22 protein-coding genes and 1 pseudogene are annotated in these 24,236 nt (G+C 73.4%); 12 read left to right on the top strand and 11 right to left on the bottom strand.

The genetic code is table 11. The features are described from left to right. Positions 1-26: 26 nt before the first annotated feature. The 8 genes and pseudogenes from AB0O07_RS01140 to AB0O07_RS01105 all read right to left on the bottom strand — a co-directional run bounded on the left by AB0O07_RS01140 (position 27) and on the right by AB0O07_RS01105 (position 8,528). Complete coding sequence (locus tag AB0O07_RS01140) at positions 27-758, bottom strand: Crp/Fnr family transcriptional regulator (RefSeq protein WP_365624887.1); 732 nt, start codon at positions 756-758, stop codon at positions 27-29. Between the two features lie 332 nt (positions 759-1,090). Next, positions 1,091-2,008 (bottom strand): homocysteine S-methyltransferase, encoded by a 918-nt coding sequence (gene mmuM, locus AB0O07_RS01135; RefSeq protein WP_365624884.1) that lies wholly within the window; start codon positions 2,006-2,008, stop codon positions 1,091-1,093. A 113-nt stretch (positions 2,009-2,121) separates the two neighbouring features. Then, on the bottom strand, positions 2,122-3,045 hold the full coding sequence (locus AB0O07_RS01130) for an LLM class F420-dependent oxidoreductase (protein ID WP_365624881.1): 924 nt from the start codon (positions 3,043-3,045) through the stop codon (positions 2,122-2,124). Positions 3,046-3,302: 257 nt separating this feature from the next. Next, a pseudogene (locus tag AB0O07_RS01125) lies at positions 3,303-3,788 on the bottom strand (DUF6099 family protein); the annotation flags it as partial. Positions 3,789-3,938: 150 nt separating this feature from the next. Beyond that, the gene (locus AB0O07_RS01120) at positions 3,939-4,283 is read right to left on the bottom strand and encodes a nucleotide pyrophosphohydrolase (RefSeq protein ID WP_365624878.1); all 345 of its coding nucleotides are present in this window, start codon (positions 4,281-4,283) and stop codon (positions 3,939-3,941) included. Beyond that, positions 4,280-5,509, bottom strand: a complete 1,230-nt coding sequence (locus tag AB0O07_RS01115; protein WP_365624875.1) for an ATP-binding protein — start codon at positions 5,507-5,509, stop codon at positions 4,280-4,282. Before AB0O07_RS01115 ends, AB0O07_RS01120 begins: the two co-directional genes overlap by 4 nt. 135 nt (positions 5,510-5,644) lie before the next feature. Next, on the bottom strand, positions 5,645-6,049 hold the full coding sequence (locus tag AB0O07_RS01110) for a cell division protein SepF (RefSeq protein WP_365624872.1): 405 nt from the start codon (positions 6,047-6,049) through the stop codon (positions 5,645-5,647). A 259-nt stretch (positions 6,050-6,308) separates the two neighbouring features. Continuing rightward, a complete protein-coding gene (locus AB0O07_RS01105; protein WP_365624869.1) occupies positions 6,309-8,528 on the bottom strand; it encodes a glycogen debranching N-terminal domain-containing protein in 2,220 nt (739 codons plus the stop codon). A gap of 196 nt (positions 8,529-8,724) precedes the next feature. On the opposite strand from AB0O07_RS01105, the gene AB0O07_RS01100 reads away from it, so the two are divergent. The 7 genes from AB0O07_RS01100 to AB0O07_RS01070 all read left to right on the top strand — a co-directional run bounded on the left by AB0O07_RS01100 (position 8,725) and on the right by AB0O07_RS01070 (position 15,867). Next, the gene (locus tag AB0O07_RS01100; RefSeq protein WP_365624866.1) at positions 8,725-9,774 is read left to right on the top strand and encodes a LacI family DNA-binding transcriptional regulator; all 1,050 of its coding nucleotides are present in this window, start codon (positions 8,725-8,727) and stop codon (positions 9,772-9,774) included. 219 nt (positions 9,775-9,993) lie between these two features. Continuing rightward, the gene (locus tag AB0O07_RS01095; RefSeq protein WP_365624863.1) at positions 9,994-11,238 is read left to right on the top strand and encodes an extracellular solute-binding protein; all 1,245 of its coding nucleotides are present in this window, start codon (positions 9,994-9,996) and stop codon (positions 11,236-11,238) included. Positions 11,239-11,243: 5 nt separating this feature from the next. Continuing rightward, on the top strand, positions 11,244-12,440 hold the full coding sequence (locus AB0O07_RS01090) for a sugar ABC transporter permease (RefSeq protein ID WP_365624860.1): 1,197 nt from the start codon (positions 11,244-11,246) through the stop codon (positions 12,438-12,440). Next, on the top strand, positions 12,437-13,336 hold the full coding sequence (locus AB0O07_RS01085; protein ID WP_365624857.1) for a carbohydrate ABC transporter permease: 900 nt from the start codon (positions 12,437-12,439) through the stop codon (positions 13,334-13,336). Before AB0O07_RS01090 ends, AB0O07_RS01085 begins: the two co-directional genes overlap by 4 nt. A 207-nt stretch (positions 13,337-13,543) precedes the next feature. After that, on the top strand, positions 13,544-14,194 hold the full coding sequence (locus AB0O07_RS01080) for a ferritin-like domain-containing protein (protein ID WP_365624854.1): 651 nt from the start codon (positions 13,544-13,546) through the stop codon (positions 14,192-14,194). Beyond that, entirely contained in the window at positions 14,191-14,820 is a 630-nt protein-coding gene (locus tag AB0O07_RS01075; RefSeq protein WP_365624851.1) for a ferritin-like domain-containing protein, read from the top strand. The genes AB0O07_RS01080 and AB0O07_RS01075 overlap by 4 nt, the downstream gene beginning before the upstream one ends. A gap of 159 nt (positions 14,821-14,979) precedes the next feature. Next, positions 14,980-15,867, top strand: coding sequence for an endo alpha-1,4 polygalactosaminidase (locus AB0O07_RS01070; RefSeq protein WP_365624848.1), 888 nt, complete (start codon positions 14,980-14,982; stop codon positions 15,865-15,867). Positions 15,868-15,994: 127 nt separating this feature from the next. Here the strand turns inward: AB0O07_RS01070 and AB0O07_RS01065 are convergent, their stop codons facing one another. The 3 genes from AB0O07_RS01065 to AB0O07_RS01055 all read right to left on the bottom strand — a co-directional run bounded on the left by AB0O07_RS01065 (position 15,995) and on the right by AB0O07_RS01055 (position 18,318). After that, positions 15,995-16,414, bottom strand: coding sequence for a hypothetical protein (locus AB0O07_RS01065; protein WP_365624845.1), 420 nt, complete (start codon positions 16,412-16,414; stop codon positions 15,995-15,997). Between the two features lie 71 nt (positions 16,415-16,485). Next, on the bottom strand, positions 16,486-17,214 hold the full coding sequence (locus AB0O07_RS01060) for an HAD family phosphatase (RefSeq protein ID WP_365624842.1): 729 nt from the start codon (positions 17,212-17,214) through the stop codon (positions 16,486-16,488). A 126-nt stretch (positions 17,215-17,340) separates the two neighbouring features. Continuing rightward, on the bottom strand, positions 17,341-18,318 hold the full coding sequence (locus AB0O07_RS01055) for a ScbA/BarX family gamma-butyrolactone biosynthesis protein (protein WP_365624839.1): 978 nt from the start codon (positions 18,316-18,318) through the stop codon (positions 17,341-17,343). Between the two features lie 135 nt (positions 18,319-18,453). On the opposite strand from AB0O07_RS01055, the gene AB0O07_RS01050 reads away from it, so the two are divergent. The 5 genes from AB0O07_RS01050 (at position 18,454) to iolD (ending at position 24,213) form a co-directional block, all read left to right on the top strand. Then, complete coding sequence (locus tag AB0O07_RS01050) at positions 18,454-19,245, top strand: ScbR family autoregulator-binding transcription factor (RefSeq protein ID WP_365624836.1); 792 nt, start codon at positions 18,454-18,456, stop codon at positions 19,243-19,245. Between the two features lie 43 nt (positions 19,246-19,288). Continuing rightward, on the top strand, positions 19,289-20,398 hold the full coding sequence (gene iolC, locus AB0O07_RS01045; RefSeq protein WP_365624833.1) for a 5-dehydro-2-deoxygluconokinase: 1,110 nt from the start codon (positions 19,289-19,291) through the stop codon (positions 20,396-20,398). After that, on the top strand, positions 20,391-21,260 hold the full coding sequence (locus AB0O07_RS01040) for an aldolase (RefSeq protein WP_365627865.1): 870 nt from the start codon (positions 20,391-20,393) through the stop codon (positions 21,258-21,260). Before iolC ends, AB0O07_RS01040 begins: the two co-directional genes overlap by 8 nt. A gap of 182 nt (positions 21,261-21,442) precedes the next feature. Beyond that, on the top strand, positions 21,443-22,330 hold the full coding sequence (gene iolB, locus AB0O07_RS01035; RefSeq protein ID WP_365627862.1) for a 5-deoxy-glucuronate isomerase: 888 nt from the start codon (positions 21,443-21,445) through the stop codon (positions 22,328-22,330). Next, positions 22,330-24,213: a 3D-(3,5/4)-trihydroxycyclohexane-1,2-dione acylhydrolase (decyclizing) gene (gene iolD, locus AB0O07_RS01030; protein ID WP_365624830.1), complete on the top strand. Its 1,884-nt coding sequence runs from the start codon at positions 22,330-22,332 to the stop codon at positions 24,211-24,213. The genes iolB and iolD overlap by 1 nt, the downstream gene beginning before the upstream one ends. Positions 24,214-24,236 lie beyond the last annotated feature (23 nt).

Raw genomic sequence — 24,236 nt, 5'->3', positions numbered from 1 at the left:
CGTGAAGGGCCGGGCGATGTAGCCGTTTACACAGCCGGAGGAGTTTTCTCCGGCCGTCCTGTGCGGGGCCGCTGCGACTGCCGCCCGTCGGCGAGCAGCCGCAGCACCTGTATGTCCGTGACCGTGAGCCGCCGGTTGCCGGTGCGCACGACGTCCTGCTCCCGCAGCAGGCGGAGCGCCTTGGCGACCGCCTCCCGGGTGGCGCCGATGGCCGCCGCCAGATCGTGCTGGGGCAGCGGGAGTTCGACCACGGTGCCGTCGGCGCTCGGGCGGCCGACCCGCTCCGTCAGCTCCACCAGCCGGGCGGCGAGGCGTTGCAGGACGGATCCGGAGGCGAGCGTGCGGCGTTCGACGTCGGAGCTGCGCAGCCGGGCGCTGAGCTGGCGCATGATCAATGAGGTGGCGTGCGGACGGGCGGCGAGGAAGCCGCGGAACCGCTCCCCGGAGACGGCGGTGGCGTGCACCGTGCCGAGTGCGGTGACGGTGGCGCTCCGCGGTCCCTGGTCGAAGGCGGCCATGTCGCCGACGACTTCGCCCGCGCCGCGCAGCGCGAGGATGAGCCGGCCGCCCCGCTCGGTGGAGACGGAGACCACCGACCAGCCGGAGCGCAGGGCGAGCACGAAGGTGGTGGTGTCCCGCTCCCTGAGCATCGCCTCGCCCGGGTCGTAGGTCCGGGGCGAGCCGAGGGCGAGCAGGGCGGCCCGGTCCTGGGGCGTGAGCGCGTCGAGAAAGGAGCGGTTGCGCTCGATCAGACTCATTCTCACCCCCGTGAGTTCGTCGCAGTTCCGAACGGCCGCCACTCAGGTCACAGCCGTCTCGCGGTGTGCTGGTTCGGCGCCAAGTAGTCACGCTGGTCAGGCTTCTGACTACACGTCATCCGGTGGTGACGAAACGCTAGGACGCCGTCACAATTACGTCAACTTGACCATGATGCCCCTCGGAACCTCCCGTTACCGGCGAAATGACAGGATCGTTTTCAAGACGGTCTCAGACGTGGTAGAGGCCCATCGGCCCCCGTCCTCGCACAACACGGTAAGGGGACGGGACCGACATCACGCCCTTCCCTGTGGATAACTCCCATATCCTCAGGTCAGGACGTTGGCGCGGGCCCCTCGACCAGGGCGGCGAGGGCGGCGATCCGGTCCGGCCCCACCCGGCAGCAGCCGCCGACCAGCCGGGCGCCGGCGGCCTGCCAGGCGCTCACCCGGGAGGGGTCGAAGAGGGGCGCGCCACGCCATGTCCGGGCCGCCGCGTCCCACTCCTCGCCGCTGTTGGGGTAGACGACGACGGGCTTGCCGGTGGTCTCGGCGGCGATCTCCACGCCACGGCCGGCGTCGCCGGGCTCGCAGCAGTTGACGCCGACCGCGATCACCGACGCGTTCCCGGCCGCCGGGGCGAAGGCGTCGGCGAGCGGCTGACCGGCCCGGGTGCACTCCCCGGCGATGGTGTACGAGAGCCACACCGGCACCCCGCACCCCTCGGCGGCCCGCAGCAGCGCCTCCCCCTCGTCGGCGTCCGGCACGGTCTCCAGCGCGAGAACGTCGGGGCCCGCGGCGGCGAGGGCCTCGATCCTGGGCCGGTGGAAGCGCTCCAGCTCCGCCACCGAGAGCCCGTACCGCCCCCGGTACTCGCTGCCGTCGGCGAGCATCGCGCCGTACGGACCGACGGAGGCGGCCACCCACACCTCGCGCCCGCCCGCCTCGCCCGCCCGCCGGGCCAGCTCCACACTGCGGGCGAGCAGCGCGTCCGTGCCGGCCCGGTCCACCCCCCGGAGCGCGAACCCCTCGTAGGTCGCCTGGTAGCTGGAGGTGATCAGCACCCGCGCGCCCGCCCGTACATATGCCGCGTGGGCGGCCTCGATCTGCCGCTCCCCGTCGACCAGGAGCCGCGCCGACCAGAGCGCGTCGGAGAGGTCGCACCCCTGCGCGGCGAGCTGGTTGGAGAGACCGCCGTCGAGGACGACCGTCCCCTCGGCGAGGGCGGCGGCGAGGGGACGGCCGGGCTTCATGGCGGCTCCAGGCTCCCGGTGCGGGGCTCGGCGGAAATCAGGGACGGGGTCAGGGACGGGGTCAGGGGCAGAGGTCAGGGGCAGAGGTCAGGGGGCGGAGCCCCGGACGGAGGTCAGGTCAACTGGGACTGGACCTGCGAGGAGATCAGCTCCAGGTGGTCCAGGTCGTCCAGGTCCATGACCTGGAGGTAGATCCGGGAGGACCCGACGGCTCCGTACCGTCCGATCTTGTCGACCACCTCGGCGGGCGAGCCCGCCAGCCCGTTCTGCTTCAGTTCGGCGACCTCGCGGCCGATGGCGGCGGCCCTGCGGGCCACCTCGGCGTCGTCCTTGCCGACGCACACCACCAGCGCGTTCGAGTAGACCAGGGCGTCGCCCGGGCGCCCCGCCCGCTCGGCCGCCTCCCGTACCCGGCCGAACTGGCGCTCGGTGTCCTCGACGGAGGCGAAGGGGATGTTGAACTCGTCGGCGTACCGGGCGGCGAGCCGGGGGGTGCGGGTCGCGCCGTGTCCGCCGATCAGCACCGGGACCTTGCGCTGCGCGGGCTTGGGCAGCGCGGGCGAGTCGGTGAGCTGGTAGTACGTGCCGTCGTACGAGAAGGTCTTGCCGACCTCGGTCTCCCACAGTCCGGTCACGATGGCGAGCTGTTCCTCAAGGCGGCCGAACTTCTCCTTGGGGAACGGGATCCCGTACGCGGCGTGCTCCTCCTCGAACCACCCCGCGCCCAGCCCCAGTTCGACCCGGCCGCCGGACATCGCGTCGACCTGGGCGACCTGGATGGCCAGCACGCCGGGGAACCGGAAGGTCCCGGCGGTCATCAGGGTGCCGAGCCGGATCCGGCTGGTCTCCCGGGCGAGACCGGCCAGCGTGATCCAGGCGTCCGTCGGGCCGGGGAGGCCGTCCACGGAACCCATCCGGAGATAGTGGTCGGAGCGGAAGAAAGCGTCGAAGCCAAGGTCCTCGGTGGCCTTGGCCACGGTCAGCAGGGTGTCGTAGGTGGCCCCTTGCTGGGGCTCGGTGAAGATGCGCAGGTCCATGGCTCCATCCTGCACCTTCGCACCGGATACCTCCTCGACCTCCCCCCTCAGAGGGGACCCACCGGCGAGTCGGCCGCCTCCTCCCGGCCGCGCTCCCTCTCCCGGTCCCGCGCCCGCTCCCGTTCCCTCTCCCTGCCGCGCTCCCGTCCGTGATCCCCGCCGCGGGTCCGGTCACGGCCGCCCACCGGCATGCCGTCCCATCCGCGCTCGCGCCGCCACTCGCTCGGCCACCCCCGTTCCTCCTCCCTGTCCCGTGCCCGCTCCCGCTCGCGCGCCTCCTCACGCTCCCGCGTGGCGATCGTCCGCAGCATCCCGCCGACCCGGTCGCTCGACTCGTCCGCCGCGTCGATCGCCTCGATGCACTGCCAGTACCGCCCCTCCTCGTCCGTCGCGCAGGCCACCGCGACCAGCGCGATGCCCACCTCCCCCAATAACAGGCCCAGCCCGGTGAGCGCCGCCCGCACATCCCGCACCCCGGAGAGCCCCAGCGCCCTGATCGCACCGGCACGCACCCCCGGTATCTCCGGCGGCAGGCCACCGCCCCCGCCCACGCCGGACAACTCCGGCAGATCGCGCAGCTCGCGCGCGTCGCTCCGCAGCTCCTTCGGTCCTCTCAACGCCACGTGATGTCCGATCGCCCGCGCGAGGGCCTGCGCCTGCCAGGCCTCCGCGATGACGTCCATGTCCTCCGCGCTCGCCGCCAGGGCATGCCGGCTCACGCCGATGAGCCGTTCCGCATCCATTCGCAGTCCCCAATCCCACGAGAATCCTGCCCATGAACTCCACTACCCAGAGTGAGCGCATTGGAGCAGAAAAGCCAGAGCATTGCGGAAATCTGTGGACAGCAGACTCGTTGTGCATAACTCCGCCACTCCGGAGAGTGACAATCGGGTTCAATCTCCGGGTTCGGCGGGCCTCTTGGGCGGGAAGCGGAGCTCATTCCGCTCCACCTTCGCGGCGAGCGCGGCGAGCGGATCGACCCCGAGCACCCCGCAGAACTGGAGGAGATACGCGAGGACGTCCGCGACCTCGTCCCTGACCCGGTGGGCCGATTCCGGGTCCGCCATCACGCGCGCCGACTCCTCCGGCGTCAGCCACTGGAAGATCTCCAGCAGCTCCGACGCCTCGACGCTCAGCGCCGCCGCCAGGTTCTTGGGGGTGTGGTAGGGCTCCCACTCCCGTGCCGCCGCGAACGCGGCCAGTCTCCGCTGAAGTTCCGCCACATCGAGTTCACTCACGGACCCAGGTCTACCACCGTCACGCCGGCCGCCCCGCGCGCGTACGAGGCGTCCGTGACCGTCCCCACCAGGCGGGTCCCGCCCGCCGCGCAGACCGCCGTGGCGAGCGAGAGCAGTTCGGCGCGCTGGCGCGGGTCCAGGCACCGGTCGAAGCCGTCCGCGAGCACGGTGAGCGGGCGCGGCCCCGCACCGTCCCCGGCCACCGGCCCCGCCCCGCCGGGGCCCGCCGCTCCCCCAAGTCCTCCCGGGCCCCCCGGAATTCCCGGACTCCCCGGCCCCGTCGGCCCGCCGGGTCCCGCCAGCAGGACCAGCGCCAGCGCCAGATAGCGGAGTTCGCCCTCGCCCAGCCGTTCCACCGGGGTCGCCGGCCTGGCCCCCGAAGCATCCCTGGCCAGCAGGGCCCGTACCGTACCGTCCGCGAACCGCTCGACGGCCAGCTCCGTCACCGGCCCCGCGCACCCCGCCCGCGCCGCGGCGGCCAGCCGGGCGCCGCAGCGGGAGTGCCGGTGCTCCAGGGTACGGTCGAGCACCGCCGCGAGATTCCCGCACCCACGGCGCAGCCGCCCCTGCCCCCGGGGCACCGGCAGCCGCATCAGATGCGGCTGCGGGTCGCAGGCGAAGAAGGAGCGCAGGGCGAGCACGGTCTGCTCGGCCGCCGCCAAGACCCGTAACTGCCCTTCCGTGCGCCCCGCGACACGCAGCGGCAGCAGCGCGGTGCCCAGCCGGTCGTCGGGGAGCGGCGCGCGGGTCACCGGTACGGAACCGGCCGTGTGCCACGCCGCCTGGACGGCCCGGCGCCCGGGGTCGCGGAGCGCCGTGGCCAGCAGGGTCCGGCCGCCGCCGGTCAACCGCTCGCCGACGATCCGGAGTTCGGGTTCCGCCTGGACGGCGAGGTCGAGCCGGACCGGGCCTGCGGGACCCTCGACGGTGCAGCCGATCCGGAAGCCCCGTCTGCCCTGCGCGTCGGCGGGCGCCCGCTCGGGGACACAGGCGGCCGGGTCGGGGAAGACCTGGTCGAGCGTGGCGCCCGCACCGAGCCGGGCCAGCGCCTCGTACGCCGCCAGCGCCGTCGACTTGCCGCTGCCGCTCGCCCCGGCGAAGAGTGTGACGGGCCCGAGCGGAAAGGCCGCCCCACGGTGCGAGGTGAACGCGGAGAGCCGCAGCTCGGTGACGGCGGGACCGCGGGGGGCGACGGGACGGGGCCGGGTGGCCCGGATGGCTTCCATGGCCGGACCGTACGGCGCGACCACCCTGGCGAACCGTTCCGCCGACGAGATCTTCCTACGATCGGGGGACGCGTCGGACGCACCGGACGCGTCGGACGCACCGGACGCGCTGGACGCGCCGCACGCGGCTCCGGACTACGTCCCCGGCAGGGTGTCCGCCGCGATGCCCTCGACCTCGGTGCCGATCGGGGCGAGCAGGAAGACGTTCTTGTCGACCCGGTGCATACCGCTGCCGAGGCCGAAGACCACGCCGCTGCTGAAGTCCAGGATGCGCTTGGCCACATCGGTCTCGGCGCCGGTCAGGTCGAGCAGGACCGGGATCTGGGCGATCAGGTGGTCGGCGACCACCCGGGCGTCGGCGAAGACCTGGACCCGGAGCACGATGAAGCGCCGGTGTTCCTCGACCGGTTCCCGGGGGACGGTCCTGTGGTCCACGCGGGAGGGCCACTCGTTGCGGCCCCGCAGCGGAACGACCTGGGCCAGGCCCTCCCACTGCTCGTCCGTGGCGTCGTACCCGTCGTAACGGCCGTACCTGCTCACCGGACCACCCGGCCCGCACGCCCGCCCGCACACTCCGTGCCCACCGCGCGCTCACGCTCTGTCTGCATCAGGTCATCCTCCCGCGCCTCACTCGTTCGGCCCATCAGCGACACGGCTGCACGTCCGTACGGCTGTGTGACGATCGCCTCCCCCGGCCGGGACCCGGGCACGGTCCGGCGGCGGACCGGCGACGGTCCGGACGGGGCCCCGTACCCGTACCCCTCCGGGGCCCCATCCTCACATCGGGCGCGGCCCCGGCTCAACGGGGCGCGGCGTGCTCCCTCCTGACCTCAAGTCCGGCGGGCGCGGCGATCCGCGCGCTCCCGTCCGCGCCGACGGCGATGTCGAGCCGGCCGCCCGCGACGTCCAGCCCCTCGACGGTCAGCGGACGGTACGCCTCCGTGAAGGTGGGCGCGACGGTCACCGTGCCGCCGGGGACATCCGCGGAGAGCCCCAGCGCGGACTGGAGCACCAGCACGGAGGAGGCCGCGGCCCATGCCTGCGGTCGGCAGGAGGCCGGGTACGGCGAGGGTACGGCGTCGATCGCGGTCCCGTGCCCGGCGAAGAGTTCGGGAAGCCGCGCGTCGAACCCGGCCGACGCGGTGAGCAGCCCCGCCGCCAACGGCGCCGCGGCGTCCGGGAATCCGGCCCGCACCAGCCCGTGCACCGCGATCGCGGTGTCGTGCGGCCAGATCGAACCGATGTGATAGCCGTACGGGTTGTATCCCACCGAGTCGCTGCTCAGTGTGCGCAGCCCGTGCCCCGAGTCCAGCTCGGGCCCGCTGAGCCGGGCCGCGAGCAGCGCGCTCTCCTCGTGGTCGAGCAGCCCCGTGCCGAGCAGGTGGCCGAAGCCCGAGGTGACGGAGTCGACGGGGGCGCCGTCCCGGTCGAGGGCGACCGCCGGGTAGGGGCCGCGCTCGTCGGTCACCCAGAAGCGGCTGCGGAACCGGTCGCTCAGCCGCTCGGCCCACTCCTCCCACCGGTCGGCGCCGGGCCTGCCGAAGGCGCGCAGCAGCGCCGCGCCGCCCCGGGCCGCCTCGTACGCGTACGCCTGTACCTCGCAGAGCGCGATCGGGGCGTCGGCGAGGCGTCCGTCGCGGTGCCGGATCGCGTCGCCGGAGTCCTTCCACCCCTGGTTGGCCAGGCCCCGCCCGGTGGAGTCGACGTACTTCAGGAAGCCGTCGCCGCCGGCCTCGCTCTGGGCGTCCATCCAGCCGAGCGCCGCCTCGGCGTACGGCAGCAGCTCCTCGACCTCCTCGGGGGCGAGCCCCCAGCGCCAGGCGTCGTGGAGCAGCGTGATCCAGAGCGGGGTGGCGTCGACGGTGCCGTAGTAGCTGGGCGGCAGGGCGAAGCTGTCGTGGAACGTCTGGGCGGCGCGGCGCACTTCGTGCAGGATCTTGCCGGGCTGCTCCTCGGAGTCCCGGTCGTTCCGTACGCCCTGCCGGCGGGCGAGCGTCCGGAGCGTCCCGGCGGCGAGCCCGGTGCCGAGCGGGAGCAGCATCCGGGCCGCCCACAGGGAGTCGCGGCCGAAGAGGGTGAGGAACCAGGGGGCTCCGGCGGCGAGGAACTGGTCGGCGGGGCGGTCCGGGGCGGTGAGCGGCGTGAAGTCGGCGGAGGCGCCCGGGGCGCCCGCCGGTACGGGGTCGGTGAGGCGGAGCCGGTCGAGGTCGGCCGTGGACTGGGCGAGCCACTGGTCGAAGCGGCGGTCGGCGCTGCGCAGCACCGGGGTGCGCCAGGGGAGGCTCGCGGGCGGCGGCGCGGGGAACTGGTCGCCGTCCTCGTGGGCGGCGGCGCAGCGGAGTACGGCGCTCCACTCGGTGCCGGGGGCCAGTTCGACGGTGTACGTCAGCCGGCCCGACGCCGCGTCGACGGTGTCGGGCGCCGGGTCGCTGGTGAGCGCGGCGGAGAACGGGCCGCCGCGCCATGCCAGTCCTTCGGCGGGGGCAGCGCCGTCGGCGTCACCGCCCCCGATGACCGTCGGGGTGACGAGCGGCCGGCTGTCGCCCTGCTTGACGCGCTCCATCAGGGCGAGGTCGGTGGCCGCCGTGACGATCAGGGTGACCCGGATGTGCTGCCGCCCCGCGTTGGTGACCTCCAGGGTCTCCGTCAGCAGGCCGGGGGTGACGGCGCGGCGGCGGCGCAGGGTGACCGCGGGGTCGGCGGTGTCCTCGCCGAGGCCGCGCAGCACGCCCCGGAAGGAGGCCCGGTCGGCGCCGTCGAGTACGCCGCGCACCGGCGCGATCGGGTAGCCGTCCGCCTCGACGGTCAGCCGGGCGAGGGCTCTGCTGTCGCCGTGGTAGAAGCCGTCGGCACCACCCTGGAGCTGTCCGTCCTCGGACGAGATCGCGAAGCTCGGCGCGTACAGCGTGACGCGGGCGTCGTGCAGGAACGGCTGTAGTCCCTCGGTCGCGGCGGCGGCCTCGGCGGCTCCCCCTGCGACGGAGTTCATAGTGTCGTGGGTCTTGACAGTGGTGGACAACAGAGCAGAACCTCTCAGTCATTGGAGCGTTCCAAGAACCCTAACGACGACTTCAGCCCGTTGACAATGGGGATTGGAACGCTCTAATCAACTCGTGGATTTTCCACGAACAAGATCCCACGAGCACTTTTTCCTACGACCACGTTTTCCTACGAGCACATTCGCCACCCGCCAGTCCACGGTTCCGGAGACAGTCATGCCCCGCTCCACCAGGCCCCCCTCGTCCAAGCCGGGGCCCGTGACCCTGGCGATGGTCGCGCGGCGGGCCGGGGTCTCCCCGCAGACCGTCTCCAACGCCCTCAACGCGCCGGGGCTGCTGAAGCCCGAGACGCTGGAGCGGGTCCGCAGCACCGTCGACGCGATGGGGTACCGCCCGCACCGGGCCGCCCAGACGCTGCGGACCCGCTCCAGCAAGCTCATCGGGTACGGGATCCGGCCCACCGCCCCCGGCTCCACCGCCCCGGTGATGGACCGCTTCCTGCACGCCCTGTCGGGGGCGGCGGACGAGGCCGGGTACCGGATCCTGCTCTTCGCCTCGCCCCCGGGCGCCCCGGGTCTCGAAGGCCACGAGGAACTCCTCGACCTGCACAGCGTGGACGGCTTCGTGCTCAGCGGCACCGACCGCGACGACCCCCGCCAGGCGTGGCTGGCCCGGCGCGGTGTGCCGTTCGTCGGCTTCGGCCGGATGTGGTCGGGGCGTCAGATCGGCGACTGGGCGGATGTCGACGGCGCCTCGGGCACCGACGCCGCGGTGGAGCACCTGGTGGCCCAGGGCCACCGGAAGATCGCGTTCCTGGGGTGGCCGCGCGGCTCCGGCGTGGGTGACGACCGCGCCGAGGGGTGGCGGCGGGCCATGCGCAGGCACCGTCTTCCGGTACGGGGCCGACGCGCCCAGAGCGTCGACGACCTGGCCGCCGCGCACACCGCCGTACAGCCGCTGCTCGACCTGGGCGCCACCGCCGTGGTCGCCGCCAGCGACGTGCTGGCGCTCGGCTGCTACCGGGCGCTGCGCGAGCGCGGCGCCGAGCCCGGCCGGGACGTCGCCGTCATCGGCTTCGACGACTCGCCCGCCGCCGCGCTCCTCTCCCCCGGGCTCTCCACGGTCGCCCAGCCCCTGGAGGCCGTCGGGCGCGAGTGCGTCCGGCTGATCCTGGCCAGGATGGCGGAGCCCGGCGCCGAGCCCGAACGCGTGCTGCTGGAGCCGTCCCTGGTCCTCCGCGGCAGCACACCCGCGCCGGGCGGCTGACGCCCGGCGCCCCGCACCCGGCCCCGTACCGCCGCCCGGTCACGTACGCCTCGTACCGCCGGTACGCCCGGTGCCCCCCGTACCCCCGGGGCGGGCCAGTCCCCGCCACCGCCCCGGGTCCGTTCCACCCACCGCGCCGCCGCCGTACGCCCCCACCGCGTCCCGTACGGCGGCCCGCGGGCCCGAGCCGCATGTCCCGTAACTTCTCTGGAGGAATCCATGGTCACCCGCACGGCCGCCGCCGCCCTCGCCACCTGCGCGGTACTGCTGACCGCCACCGGCTGTTCGTCCAACTTCGACAAGGGCGACGACACGGCCCAGGACACCGCGGGCAAGCAGCACCTGACCGTGCTGATCGCCACGTCGGGCGATGCCGAGACCCAGGCCGTCAAGAAGGCCGCCGCCGCGTATGCGAAGAAGTCCGGCAACACGGTCGACGTCCAGGTCGCCAAGGACATGAACCAGCAGCTCGCACAGTCCTTCGCCGGGCACAAGCCGCCGGACGTCTTCTACGTCAACTCCGACCAGTTCGCCAACTACGCCAAGGGCGGCTCCCTCTACCCGTACGGGGACCGGATAGCCGACGCGGACGACTTCTCGCAGCAGCTCCGCACCTCCTTCTCGTACGACGGGAAGCTGGTCTGCCTGCCCAAGGACACCTCCACCCTCGGCCTCGCCATCAACACCGACCTGTGGAAGAAGGCCGGGCTGACGGAGAAGGACTACCCGAAGACCTGGGACGACCTGAGGAAGGTCGCCGCCAAGCTGACCGGCGGCGGCGTCACCGGGCTGGTCACCAGCGACGAGTTCCAGCGCCTGGGCGTCTTCATGAAGGAGGCGGGCGGCTGGATCACCGACGACGGGCAGACGAAGATGACGGCCGACACCGCGCAGAACGCCGAGGGTCTGACGTACGTCCAGTCGCTGCTGAAGTCCGGCTCGATGAAGTTCGCCAAGCAGGTGGACACGAGCTGGGGCGGGGAGGCGCTCGGCAAGGGCAAGGCCGCCATGACCATCGAGGGCAACTGGCTGGCCGGCGGGATGAAGCTCGACTACCCGGACGTCAAGTACGCCATCGCGCCGCTCCCCTCGGGCCCGGCCGGTCAGGGCACGCTCGCCTTCAGCAACTGCTGGGGCGTCGCCGCCGAATCCGCGCACCGCGACGCCGGAGTCGACCTGGTCACATACCTCACCAGCGCCGAGCAGCAGCTCGCCTTCGCCGACGCGTTCGGGGTGATGCCCTCGCGCACCAGCGCGCTGAAGACCTACGCGGACCGTGAGCCCGGGGCCAAGGCGTGGGTGGACGGCAGCGCCTACGCACAGGGCCCGGTGACCATCGCGGGCTTCGACAAGGTCCTCAGCCAGTTCAACACCGACCTCCAGTCGCTGCGCACCGCCGACCCGAAGAAGATCCTCGCCGACCTCCAGCGCAACGGCGAACAGGCGATCGCGAAGGGCAACTGAGCACCATGCCCCTCCGTACCACGCCAGACAGCACGGTGCGCGCGAGCCGCGCACCCGTGGACTCCGGCGCGCCGGGCGAACCTGACACGCCCGGCGCGGCCGGCGGAACCGCGAAGGGCCGCGCCTCCCGCGCGGCCCTTCGCGGGGAGGGCATCTGGGGATGGCTGTTCGTCAGCCCCATGGTGGCGGTCCTCGGCCTCTTCTTCGTCCTGCCGATCCTGATGGCGCTCTGGGTGAGCCTGCTGCACTGGGACGGCCAGTCGAACCCGTTCTCCGCGCAGGCCGACTTCGTCGGTCTCGACAACTACCGGGCGCTGCTCACCCAGGACGGCCTGGACCGCACCCTCTTCGCGACCGCCCTGCGCAACAACCTCTATTACGTGCTGCTCACGGTGCCGCTCCAGACGGGCCTGGCGTTGACGCTGGCGCTCATCCTCAATCAGCGGCTGCTGCGCGGGCGCGGCCTCCTGCGCACCACGTTCTTCTTTCCCTCCGTCACCAGTTCCATCGCGGTCTCCACGGTCTTCCTCTTCCTCTTCCAGGGCAGCGGTGCCGTCAACTCGCTGCTGTCGTGGATCGGGGTCAAGGGGCCCAACTGGTTCGCGGACCCGCGCGGCGTGCTCTCGCTCCTCCTGGGGGCGCTGGGCATCGTCGACCCGGAGCGGCCCACCGGTTTCCTCGCGGACCACTCCGCGCTGGGCATCTCCTGGTTCGAGTGGCTGTCGGGCCCGTCGGTCGCGATGTGCACGATCATCCTGCTGTCCGTCTGGACCACCTCGGGCACGTTCATGCTGATCTTCCTGGCGGCGCTCCAGGACATCCCGAGGGAGCTGGAGGAGGCCGCGGCGCTGGAAGGCGTCAACCGGCGTCAGCTCCTGCGGTACGTGACGCTCCCCGCGCTCCGTCCGGTGCTCTTCCTCGTCCTCACCCTGGGGCTGATCGCCACCTGGCAGGTCTTCGACCAGGTGTACGTGATGGGGCAGGGCGCCCCGGGCAACACGACGCTGACGCCCGCGTTCCTCTCGTACTCCTCCGGGTTCGACAACGCGGACTTCGGCCAGGGCGCGGCGATCGCGTTCATCCTGCTCGCCCTGATCCTCGTGCTCGCCGCCTTCCAGCGCTGGGTGCTCCGCGAGCGCACGCCCCGGGGTGCCCGTACCCGCCGTACCGCCCGTACCGCCCGTACCAGGAGGGACCGATGACCGCCTCGGGTACCCGTGTACGCGACCGGGTCCGCCCGGTGCTGCCCCGCTTCCCGGTGCCGCTGCGCATCGTGGGGTACGCGCTGGTGGTGAGCCTGGGGCTGCTCTATCTGCTGCCGTTCGCGCTCCAGTTGGTGACCGGGTTCAAGACCGACCCGGACGCCGCCGCGCATCCGCTGTCGCTGCTGCCCGTGACCCCGACGACCGCCGCCTACCAGCGGCTCTTCGGGCTGAGCCAGTCCGGGGAAGGGGTGCCGTTCCTGCGCTGGCTCTCCAACTCGACGCTGGTGGCCGTGGTGGTGACGGCAGGACGGGTGCTCTTCAACTCGATGGCGGGGTACGCGCTGGCGCGGCTGCGTTTCCGGGGGCGCTCGCTGCTCTTCGGCTTCGTCGTCGGGATCATGGCGGTGCCCGGGGTGACCCTGCTCATCCCCAAGTTCCTGGTGCTCAACACCTTCGGGATCTTCGACACCTACACCGGCATGATCGTGCCCCTGCTGGTGGACGCGGCGGGCGTCTTCATCATGAAGCAGTTCTTCGAGTCGGTGCCGCGCGAGGTGGAGGAGGCGGCCCGGGTCGACGGGGCGGGGGTGGTCCGGATCTTCTGGTCCGTGGTGCTGCCGATGGCCCGGCCCGCGCTGATCACCGTGACGATCCTCTCCTTCCAGGGGTCGTGGAACGAGTTCACCCACTTCCTGGTCTCCACCCAGTCCGCGCAGTACGAGACGCTCACCACCGGCCTGGCCCGGTTCGTCTCCGGCGGCCTCGGCGGCGGTACGCAGTACCCGCTGAAGCTGGCCGCCGCGCTGCTCTCCACCCTGCCGGTGGCCGCGCTGTTCTTCTGCTTCCAGCGGTACTTCGTCAGCGGCGCGAACTCGGGGGCGGTGAAGGAGTAGGGGCGGTCGCGCCCGCCGGGGCCCGGACGAAAGCGGGACGGGAGCGGGACGGGAGCGGGACGGGAGCGGGACGGGAGCGGCGTGGGCCGATCCGGTGAAGGACCGCCGCCGCGCCGGTGACGTCACCCGCCCGCCCGTGTCCTCGTCGCGAGGGTGTCGTGGGTGTGCCCGCACGGCCGTGCGGGCCCCGACGAGAGAGGGGGCGCCATGGGCGCGCGGCATCTCGGCACCCGTACCCGAGGCGGTGTCACGGACCGGCTGCGGGCCCCGGCCGCCTCCCCGGAGGAACTGGCGGCGCTCCGCACGGCGGCGGCGATGGAGCACCTGGCGGCGGAGACCTGCCGGGAGGCCGCCGGGCTCCCGTTCCTCCCCGATGCGCCGGGACTCCCCGGCCCGGACGCCCTCGGGAACGCGGACGGAGACGGCGGTGGTACGTCCACGATCGCCGCGCTCCTCACCGCCGCCGGGGGCCACCACGCGGAGCACGCCAAGGCGTTCGACGCGGCGGTCGAGCGGGCCGGCGGCGCGCCGGGCCCCGGGCCGCGACCGGAGTACGCCGCCGACGTCCACCGGGCATTGACGCGGGCACGCACCCCTGTCGACGTGATCGCGCTCGCCCTCTTCCTGGAGGACAGGGCCGCCCGTACGTACACCGCCGCCCTGGGCCGGACCGCCAGCCCCTCGCTGCGCCGCCTCTACGGTTCCGTCGCGCCGGTCGAGGCCCAGCACCACGCGATCCTGCTGGCGGTACGGGCCCGGCTCACCGGCTCCCCCGGCGCCGGGGGAGCGGGGATCACGGGCGCGTTCCAGCCCACGGACGGGGCGTCGCCGGCGCCGGAAGGGCGGACCCCCCGATGACCACGAGCGAGGCTCCCCGGGACGCCGGGCGCCGCCGGTTCCTCCGGATCGCCGGGGGCACCGGGGCGGTATGGGCGCTGGCCGCCTGCTCGGCAGGCGGACGGGGCGCGGCCCCGGCCGCGTACGGCGGTGAACTCCGCGCCCTGGCGCTGGCGGCGGCGCTGGAGAACCAGGCCGCCGGCGTCTACCGGGCGGCCCTCACGGCGGCCCGCGCGGGGCGCCTCGGCACCGTACCGGCGGAGACGCAGGCGTTTCTGACGACGGCGGCGGCGCACCACACCGCCCACGCGGAGGAGTGGAACGCGGCGCTGCGCCGGGCCGGGAAGCCGCCCGTGACCGGGGTGCCGCTGACCGACCACGCGGAGGTCACGGCGGCGCTGGAGCGGGCCAGGAGCGCGTCGGAGACGGCCGCGCTGGCGCTGCGGCTGGAGGAGCGGGCGGCGCGTACGCACCTCCTCGCGGCGTGCGGCGCACGGGGCGCCCCGGGGATCGCGACGGCGGCGGCCATCGCCCCCGCCGAGGCGGCACACGCGGCGACGCTGCGCCTGCTGCTGGGCCAGGATCCGGTGCCGGACGCGTTTCTGCGGGTCGAAGGGGCGGCGCGGGCGGCGCTGCTGACGGTCTGACGGCGCGGGCGGCTCCGGGGGCGGCTCCGGGGTGGCGCGGGGTGGTGGGGCGGGCGGTGACAGACTGGTGCGTCGCGCGCGCCCGCGCCGTACCACCGGCCCGGCCCGCGCCCTGGCACCCGTAACCCCGCAGCACCGCACCGAGATCGAGGCGTCACCTTGCCCTTCGTCCGCGCCGCCCGCCTGTCGGCGGCCCCCCTGCTCGCCCTGGCCCTCGCGCTCGTCCCGGCGCTCACCGGCTGCTCGGCCGGCGGCACCCCGTCCGCCGGCGCCCCGCCCGCGCCGTCCTCCGGGGGCCCGTCCGCCGGGCAGGGCGGTGGTACGGGGCGGGTGAAGGCGCCGGTGGCGCACGAGGCCTGGGACTACCAGCTCGGCGGGGCGTACACCCCGCCCGCCGGGGTGCGGACGGTGGTCAGGGACCGTACGGCGAAGCCCGCGCCCGGGGTGTACAACGTCTGCTACATCAACGCCTACCAGACCCAGCCGGACGCCGTGGAGTGGTGGCGGAAGAACCATCCGGACCTGCTGCTGCGGGACGCGGACGGCGACACCGTCGTCGACGAGGACTGGGACGAACCGCTGCTGGACATCTCCACCGCGGACCGGCGGAAGCGGCTGGCGGAGGTCGTCGGCGGATGGATCGACGGCTGCGCGCGGGACGGGTTCGACGCGGTCGAGGCGGACAACCTGGACTCGTATCTCCGCTCGGACTCCCTGCTCGACCGGAAGCAGGCGATCGCCTTCGCCACGGAGCTGGCGGCGCGGGCGCACCGGGCGGGGCTGGCGATCGGCCAGAAGAACGCGGTGGAGATGAGCGGCGCCCGCGCCGCCATCGGCTTCGACTTCGCGGTCGCGGAGGAGTGCGGCCGGTACGACGAGTGCGGGGAGTACGCGGCGGCGTACGACGACCGGGTCCTGGTGGTCGAGTACCGGAAGAAGGATCTCGCCACCGCCTGCGAGGAGTGGGGCGACCGGCTCTCGGTCGTGCTCAGGGACCGCGATGTCGTCCCGGCGGGAGAAGCCGGGTACGTGAACGAACGCTGCTGAACGGTTGCGCGGCTGAACGGAGACCGCCGAACGGGCCGGGCCTCCTGGTCCGTACGGGCCGGGCCCCCTGATCCGTACGGGCCGGGCCCCCTGATCCGTACGGGCCGGGCCCCCTGGTCCGTACGGGTCAGCGGCGCCGGAGCCAGCGGGGCCACCGCCGGGGGAGGCGGGGCAGGCGGGCGGGCGGGGGTGCGGAGGGGGCGGGGCCGAGGCCGGCGACGGTGTCGGCCCCGTCGGTCTCCGCGTCCACACCGGCCGGGAGGCGCAGCCCCTCCTTGTCGTAACGGGTGCCCGCGATCACCTCCACGAGCCGCGCCTCGTCGAAGTTCTCCGAGCCCCGCACATGCGGGACGAAGCCGACGAGCACCCCGTCCTCGACCACCTCGGCCCGCAGCCCCAGCTCCCCGTCGATGTCCCAGACGGCCTCTCCGCCGTCGAGCAGGACCACCCGTACGCCGCACTGGTAGACGCCCAGGTGTGCCAGATGGGCCGGCACCCCCCGGGCCCGCAGCGACGACACGAGACGGCCGGCACGTTCCTCATCCATCCGTTGGCCATCTCCCTGTGCGGCGACTGCGGGCTGCGGCTACTGCGGCGACTCTGTGACGGGATAGGTCCTCAGGGGTTCATGGTAGGACGATTCCGTGCGATCTGGGCAGGCACGCGGGCGCCCGCCCAGCCGCGTACCGCCGGTTCGTCGAGCGACCGTACCCAGAGGTCGACCAGGGCCGCCGTACGGTCGCCGGGCCAGGGGCCGACGCCCAGGATGCGCATCCCGGCCCGCTCCGCCGCCTCGACCCCGCAGTGCGAGTCCTCGACCGCGAGGGTGTCGGCCGGGTCGGCGCCGCAGAGTCTCGCGGCGGTGAGGTAGACGTCCGGGTGGGGCTTGGGTCTGATGCCGTCGCGGTCGTCGGGGCCGTCGGGGACGACGACATGGCCGAAGCGGTGGAGCAGTCCCGCGGTGGAGAGCGAGGCCTCCACCACCTCGCGCGGGCAGTTGCTGGCGACCGCGAGCGGGGCGAACCGGGCGGCCTGTTCGACCAGTTGGGGTGCGCCCGGCATGGTGAGCGGGCGGGCCTCGGCGAGCGCGCGGAAGTCGGCGAGCAGCCGCTCGGTCAGCCCCGCGGTGAGCTCCGGGTGGCCGGCCTCCTCGGCCATGAGGGCGCCGCACTCGGTGTAGTGGAGTCCTTTGGCGCGCTCGGCGAAACCGGGCGCCGGGATGAATCCGAACGCGCGCAGGGCGCTGATCCGCGCGTCCTGCCAGTGGCATTCGGTGTCCATGAGGGTGCCGTCGCAGTCGAAGACGATGGCGGCCGGCGTCCAGGAAAGGATGCGTTGCACGGTCATCCGCGTGTTTCCCTTCGGGAGTTCCCTGACCAGCGGCGGCGCCGACCGCTGAAGAACATAACGATCGCTACGCTAGGGACGGGATCAACACACGGTCAAGCAATCACATTTAGTATCTCTATCTGATTATTGATAACGCAGTACCCCGAAAGCCTTCTGATGTCCGTCCTGGAGAATGCGGAAAACGCAGGTCGCGTGGTGCGGAACGCAGAGCACGCGCGCGGGTGGCGCGTATTCGACAAAACGCGCCGTCTTCAGCCGACCGGCGGTAGGGCGGAGCAGCCGGCCCCGGGTGACGAGGGCCGCCGCCTGTCGCGCCGCCTCCAGGACGATCATGCCGGGGAGATGGTCGGTGGCGTGGTCGAAGAAGTACGGGTGCCTCATGTCCGCCGGCTCCACCAGAAGGGTGGCCCCGTCGGCGCCGGGCACCCCGCCGGGGGCCAGGCCGAGCACCACGTCATGGGCGGCGCCGACGCCGACCCCGGCGGGCTCGGGGCGGTCCAGGCCGGCCGGGTACCGGGGCGCGGTGGAGTGCGCCCGGCCCTTCCGTACGGCGGCGTACCGCTCGGGCGCGAAGAACCGGGCGCCGCCGCCGGCCCGCGCGAAGCACACCCCGGCCGCCAGGTAGTCGACGGCGAGCCGGAGCCCGGCGACCGCGCCTTCGGTGTCGTGGCGCACCTCGTCGACGACGATCCGGCAGGTCACGCGGGTGGCGCCGGAGAGCAGCCGGGGTTCGGCGGCCGGGTCGATCGCGAAGTGCAGATCGGTGATGACCAGGCTGGCGGAGGGATCGACCCCGAAGTACCGCAGCGGGAGGCAGATGCCGAGCTGGCGGAGGGTCTCCACGACCATCAGGGGGCTGTGCAGCTCGCCGCCGTCGCGCGGGAACGTCGGATGGGAGCGCGGCCAGGAGGCCGCCGCCTCGAAGCCGTCGCCGCGCGCCCGCCGTACGTCGGTGAGCAGGACCTCGGCGACGGAGGCCCGGTGCACCCACTCCCGGGCGACCGTGCGCGACCAGGAGAGGGGCCGGTCGCCATACGGCTCCACCGGCCCCACAGGCTCCACAGGCTCCACCGGCTCCGCCGCGTTCACCGATGCGTTCATACGACAAGGACACCGCAATTCCCTTGTTCGCGCACCTGTTCCCCCTTCCGTCACCCTTCCTGAACGGCCCGGGAAGCGACCGCGAAAGGCGCTAGATTACGTATTTCTTCTGACCGACGACCATCGGAGAATGACGTGCAGGTGCGGGCCGAGCAGGTACGGGCGAAAACGACGCGGAGGTTTCTGCTGGAGGCGGCGGCACGCCTGTTCGACGAACGGGGATATGTAGGCACCAGCATCAGTGATATCAGCGCACAATCAGGCCGTACTAGCGGAGCTATTTATTTCCATTACGCCAGCAAGGAGAATCTGGCGCTCGCCATCGTCGAGGAGCATTTCGCCTCCTGGCCCGAGCTGATCGGCCGGTACCGTACGGCCGAATTCCCGGCGCTGGAACGGCTCGTCGCCCTCAGCTTCGACGTGGCCCGAGCCTTCCGCGACGATGTGGTCATCCGCGCGGGGGCCCGGCTCTGGGCCGAGCGCACCGCCATCGACGCGACACTGCCGCGCCCGTTCGTGGGATGGCTGGAGACGGTCACCGGGCTGCTGGAGGAGGCGCGGGCGGAGGGGGCGCTCGCCGAACGGATCGCGCCGGATGTGGCCGCGCACGGTCTGGTCTGCGCCTTCTTCGGGCTGCACACCGTCTCGGACGCGCTGGAGGGGCGCCGGCAGATCGAGGAGGGGCTGGCCGATCTCTGGCTGCTGCTCCTGACGGCGCTCCAGCCGGAGTGCGACGCGCGGGCCCTGATCGCACGGGCCTGCGCGCAGGGCGAGCGGGTCCGTGGCGCCGCCCGCGCCCAGGCCCGCGCGCAAGCGCCCGATCAGGGACGGGAACGGCGGCGCCCGGGGGCGCGTCAGCCCAGGAAAACCACACGTAACAAACTATTGACAGGACATTTGGACATCGACCATCGTACTCGCAACTAGAGCGCGCCATGAAGAGCGTGCGCGGTGCTGGAGGTCCCCACACATGGCAGTCCTGGACGTCCTGACCATGGGACGGGTCGGAGTCGACATCTATCCGCTGCAAACGGGCGTGGGCCTGGCGGATGTCACCTCGTTCGGCAAGTACCTGGGCGGCAGCCCCACCAATGTCGCGGTCGCCTCGGCGCGGTACGGGCGGAGCGCGGCGGTGATCACCAAGACCGGCGACGACCCGTTCGGACAGTACGTACGGCGCGCGCTCGGCGAGTACGGGGTCGACCCGCGCCACGTCGGGGTCTCCGGCGTGGCGCCGACCCCGGTGACGTTCTGCGAGATCTTCCCGCCGGACGACTTCCCGCTCCACTTCTACCGGCTGCCGCTCGCCCCCGACCTGGACATCCGCCCGGAGGAGCTGGACCTCGACGCGGTCGCCTCGGCCCGGATCTTCTGGATGTCCGGGACCGGGCTGAGCGCCGAGCCGAGCAGGTCGGCGACGCTCGCGGCGCTCCGCCACCGGAACCGTACCGGGACCACCGTCTTCGACCTCGACTGGCGGCCGATGTTCTGGCAGGGCGCCTACGCGGGGGGCCGGGAGGTCCGCCCCGGCGAGGCGGCGGCCGAGGCGCGTACGTACTACCGCGAGGCGCTCGCCCACGCCACGGTCGCCGTCGGCAACCGCGAGGAGTGCGAGGTGGCCACCGGGGAGAGCGAGCCGTACGCCGCCGCCCGCGCCCTGCTGGAGTTCGGGGTCGGCCTCGCCGTCGTCAAGCAGGGCCCCAAGGGGGTGCTGGCGATGGACCGGAGCGGCACCGCCGTCGAGGTGCCGCCCGCGCCGGTCGAGGTGGTCAACGGGCTCGGCGCGGGCGACGCGTTCGGCGGCGCGCTCTGCCACGGGCTGCTCGCCGGGTGGGAGCTGGCCAGGGTCATGCGTTTCGCCAACGCGGCCGGGGCGATCGTCGCCGGGGCGCTGGCCTGCTCGGACGCGATGCCCGACGCCGCGGCCGTCGAGGCGAAGATCGCGGAGAGCGCGGGGGCCGCGGAGAGCGCGGGGGCCGGGGGCGCACAGCAGGACCGGGGCGGCCGGGCGGACCGGGCGGACCAGGGTGACCAGGCGGAGCAGGGTGTCCGGAGGGGGCAGGGTGTCCAGGGTGTCTGACCGGATCCGGCGGATCGTCGGTACGCGGGTCGCCGACCCCGGGGCCATCGCCGAGGCAGCCGCCCGGCGGGTACGGGCCGTCTCGCCGCTCGGCGAGCACGGCCGGGCCATGATCATCGCCGCCGACCACCCCGCGCGCGGCGCCAACGCGGTCGGCGGCGACCCCACCGCCATGGCCGACCGGGGCGAACTGCTGGACCGGATGTGCGTGGCGCTGGAGCGCCCCGGGGTGACCGGGGTGCTCGCCACCGCCGACATCCTGGAGGACCTGCTCCTCCTCGGCGTGCTCGACGGCAAGTCCGTCTTCGGCTCCATGAACCGGGCGGGGCTCGCCGGTTCGTCCTTCGAGATCGACGACCGGTTCACCGGGTACGACGCGGAGACCATCGCGGCGATGGGGTTCGACGGGGGCAAGACCCTCACCCGTATCTGCCTGGAGGACCCGGCCACCCCCTCGCTGCTGGAGCGGACCGCGCACGCCGTGGACGAGCTGAACGACCGCCGGCTGATCGCCCTGGTCGAGCCGTTCCTCTCGCGCTGGGTGGACGGGCGGATCCGGAACGACCTCTCCCCCGATGCGGTGATCACCTCGATCACCATCGCCGCCGGGCTCGGCCGGCGCAGCGCGTACACCTGGCTGAAGCTCCCCGTCGTCGAGGAGATGGAGCGGGTCCTCGCCTCCGCCACCCTGCCCGTGCTGCTGCTCGGCGGCGAGGTCGCGGACGCGGAGGCCGCCTTCACCGCCTGGCACAAGGCGCTCGCCCTGCCGACCGTGCAGGGCCTGGTCGTCGGCCGGTCGCTGCTCTACCCCGGGGACGGGGACGTGGCCGGCGCCGTGGACCGCGCCGTGAGCCTGCTGTGAAGGCGGCTGCCACGGCACCGGAGAGTCGGAGAGTCCCGAAACACCCCCAGCAGCCCGAGGAGTCCGTGGTGAGCGACCACGCACCGTACGACGACGCACCGCACGACCACGCACCGCACGACGGCACAGAGCACGACCGCCGCACACCGTACGACCGCCCACGGCAGGGGAACACCCCGCATCTGCCCGCCGGTTCCACCGCCGAGGGCCCCTTCACCACCGTCGTCACCCCCGAGTCCGCCGGGTGGGGGTACTCCGGGCTGCGGGTCGTCGAACTCGGCGCGGGCCAGGAGGTGGCGCTGGCCACCGGCGAGAGCGAGTATCTGGTGCTGCCGCTCGCCGGCTCCTGCTCGGTCGCCGCCGACGGTACGACGCTGCTGCTCGCCGGGCGGGACGGGGTCTTCGACGCGGTCACCGACTTCGCGTACCTCCCCCGGGACACCGACGCCGTCCTGCGCAGCGAGCGCGGCGGCCGGTTCGCCCTCCCCTCGGCGCGCTGCGAGCGCCGGCTGACCGTACGGTACGGGCCCGCCCAGGACGTCCCCACCGAGCTGCGCGGCGCCGGGAACTGCTCGCGCCAGGTCAACAACTACTGCCTGCCCGGTACGTTCGACGCCGACCAGCTCCTGGTCTGCGAGGTGCTCACACCCGGCGGCAACTGGTCCTCGTACCCGCCGCACAAGCACGACGAGGCCCGCCACGACGCGCACGGCACCCCGGTCGAGAGCGAGCTGGAGGAGATCTACTACTTCGAGGTCGCGCCGGGCCCGGCCGGCCCCGGCATCGGCTACCAGCGCGTGTACGGCACGGCCGAGCGCCCCCTCGACGTCCTCGCCGAGGTGCGCGACGGCGACACCGTGCTCATCCCGCACGGCTGGCACGGCCCGTCGATCGCCGCCCCCGGCTACGACCTGTACTACCTGAATGTCATGGCGGGACCGGGACCCGACCGGGCCTGGCTGATCTGCGACGACCCCGCGCACGGCTGGGTCCGCGCCACCTGGGAGGACCAGGCCACCGACCCCCGGCTGCCGTTCGGCACCGGCACCCCGACCCCGAAGGAGCTGTGATGGCGGCCGAGACGGTACGGCTCACCACCGCGCAGGCGCTCGTACGGTTCCTCGCCCACCAGTTCAGCGAGCGCGACGGCGTCGAGCAGCGGCTGATCCCCGGGGTCTGGGGCATCTTCGGGCACGGCAATGTGGCCGGGCTCGGACAGGCGCTGCTCCAGGCGGCCGAGACCGGGGAGGCGGACCTCCCGTACCACCTCGCCCGTAACGAGCAGGGGATGGTGCACGCGTCCGTCGCGTTCGCGAAGATGCGGGACCGGCTCGCCACCTACGCCTGTACGGCCTCCACGGGGCCCGGCTCCACCAATATGATCACCGGCGCGGCGCTCGCCACCACCAACCGGATCCCGGTGCTGCTGCTCCCCAGCGACATGTTCGCCACCCGCGTCGCCGACCCGGTGCTCCAGCAGTTGGAGGACACCCGGGGCGGCGATGTCAGCGTCAACGACGCGTTCCGCCCGGTGTCGAAGTACTTCGACCGGATCAGCCGGCCCGAGCAGTTGATCCCGGCGGCCCTGGCGGCGATGCGGGTGCTCACCGACCCGGTGGAGACCGGCGCGGTGACGGTCTGTCTGCCGCAGGACGTGCAGGCCGAGGCGTACGACTGGCCGGTGGCGTTCTTCCGGCGGCGCGTCTGGCATGTGGGGCGCCCCGTGCCGGAACCCGAGGCCCTCAAGCGCGCCGCCGAACTGCTGCGCACCGCGCGCCGGCCGCTGCTGGTCGCGGGCGGCGGGGTGGTGTACTCGGGCGCGGGCGAGGCGCTGCGGGAGTTCGCCGAGGCGACCGGGGTCCCGGTCGCGGACACCCACGCGGGGAAGGGGGCGCTGGCCTGGGACCATCCCTGCGCGGTCGGCGGCCTCGGCTCGACCGGCACGGCGGCGGCGAACGCGCTCGCCGCCGAGGCGGATGTGGTCATAGGGGTCGGCACCCGGTACTCCGACTTCACCACGGCGAGCCACACCGTCTTCGGCGACCCCGAGGTGCGGTTCGTCAACCTCAACGTGGCCCGGCTCGACGCGGTGAAGCACGCGGCGGAGCCGCTGGTCGCCGATGCCCGCCTCGGCCTGGAGGGGCTCCAGCGGGAGCTGGCCGGCTGGAAGGCGGACGACGCGCACCGGCAGCGGGCGCTGGAGCTGGCCGCCGAGTGGCGGCGCACGGCGGACGCGTGCTTCGCGCTCGGCCACGGGCCGCTGCCCGCGCAGACCGAGATCCTGGGCGCGCTGCGCCGTGCGCTCGACGACCGGGACGTGGTGATCAACGCGGCCGGGTCGATGCCGGGCGACCTCCAGATGCTCTGGCGCTCGCGCGACCCGAAGGCGTACCACGTCGAGTACGCGTACTCCACGATGGGGTACGAGGTGGCCGCCGGGCTCGGGGCGAAGATGGCCGCCCCGGACCGGGAGGTCGTCGTCCTGGTCGGCGACGGCTCGTATCTGATGATGGCCCAGGAGATCGTCACCATGGTCTCGGAGCGGGTGAAGGTCATCATCGTCATCGTCCAGAACCATGGCTTCGCGTCGATCGGCTCGCTCTCGGAGTCGCTGGGCTCGCAGCGCTTCGGCACCCGTTACCGGTACCGGGACGGCGGGAGCGGGCTCCTCGACGGCGAGGTCCTCCCGGTCGACCTGGCCGCGAACGCCGCCTCGCTCGGCGCCGAGGTGCTCCGGGCCGCCACGGTGGAGGAGTTCGGGGCGGCGATGAAGCAGGCGCGCGCGGCCCGCCGTACCACCGTCGTCCATGTCGAGACGGACCTGTACGGGCCGAACCCGCCCGGGAGCGCCTGGTGGGACGTGCCGGTCAGCGAGGTCTCGGCGCTCGACTCGACCCGGCGGGCGTACGGGACGTACCGCGAAGCCAAGCGCTCCCAGCGCCACTACCTCTGAGTTCCGCACACCGCCTCGGCATC

The sequence above is a fragment of the Streptomyces sp. NPDC093085 genome, assembly GCF_040683935.1.
Taxonomy (GTDB): Bacteria; Actinomycetota; Actinomycetes; order Streptomycetales; family Streptomycetaceae; genus Streptomyces.
The sequence above is the reverse complement of the archived record's forward strand: the minus strand, read 5'-3'. Positions and strand labels throughout refer to the sequence as shown.

What these genes read in the sequence shown, in the direction of transcription:
- AB0O07_RS01090 (WP_365624860.1), top strand. Translation starts at nt 11,244, where the DNA reads ATGCCCCTCCGTACCACGCCAGACAGCACGGTGCGCGCGAGCCGCGCA.
- AB0O07_RS01115 (WP_365624875.1), bottom strand. Translation starts at nt 5,509, where the DNA reads ATGGAAGCCATCCGGGCCACCCGGCCCCGTCCCGTCGCCCCCCGCGGT.
- AB0O07_RS01080 (WP_365624854.1), top strand. Translation starts at nt 13,544, where the DNA reads ATGGGCGCGCGGCATCTCGGCACCCGTACCCGAGGCGGTGTCACGGAC.
- AB0O07_RS01085 (WP_365624857.1), top strand. Translation starts at nt 12,437, where the DNA reads ATGACCGCCTCGGGTACCCGTGTACGCGACCGGGTCCGCCCGGTGCTG.
- AB0O07_RS01055 (WP_365624839.1), bottom strand. Translation starts at nt 18,318, where the DNA reads ATGAACGCATCGGTGAACGCGGCGGAGCCGGTGGAGCCTGTGGAGCCT.
- AB0O07_RS01100 (WP_365624866.1), top strand. Translation starts at nt 8,725, where the DNA reads ATGCCCCGCTCCACCAGGCCCCCCTCGTCCAAGCCGGGGCCCGTGACC.
- iolD (WP_365624830.1), top strand. Translation starts at nt 22,330, where the DNA reads ATGGCGGCCGAGACGGTACGGCTCACCACCGCGCAGGCGCTCGTACGG.
- AB0O07_RS01060 (WP_365624842.1), bottom strand. Translation starts at nt 17,214, where the DNA reads ATGACCGTGCAACGCATCCTTTCCTGGACGCCGGCCGCCATCGTCTTC.
- AB0O07_RS01075 (WP_365624851.1), top strand. Translation starts at nt 14,191, where the DNA reads ATGACCACGAGCGAGGCTCCCCGGGACGCCGGGCGCCGCCGGTTCCTC.
- mmuM (WP_365624884.1), bottom strand. Translation starts at nt 2,008, where the DNA reads ATGAAGCCCGGCCGTCCCCTCGCCGCCGCCCTCGCCGAGGGGACGGTC.
- iolC (WP_365624833.1), top strand. Translation starts at nt 19,289, where the DNA reads ATGGCAGTCCTGGACGTCCTGACCATGGGACGGGTCGGAGTCGACATC.
- AB0O07_RS01095 (WP_365624863.1), top strand. Translation starts at nt 9,994, where the DNA reads ATGGTCACCCGCACGGCCGCCGCCGCCCTCGCCACCTGCGCGGTACTG.
- AB0O07_RS01140 (WP_365624887.1), bottom strand. Translation starts at nt 758, where the DNA reads ATGAGTCTGATCGAGCGCAACCGCTCCTTTCTCGACGCGCTCACGCCC.
- AB0O07_RS01130 (WP_365624881.1), bottom strand. Translation starts at nt 3,045, where the DNA reads ATGGACCTGCGCATCTTCACCGAGCCCCAGCAAGGGGCCACCTACGAC.
- AB0O07_RS01065 (WP_365624845.1), bottom strand. Translation starts at nt 16,414, where the DNA reads ATGGATGAGGAACGTGCCGGCCGTCTCGTGTCGTCGCTGCGGGCCCGG.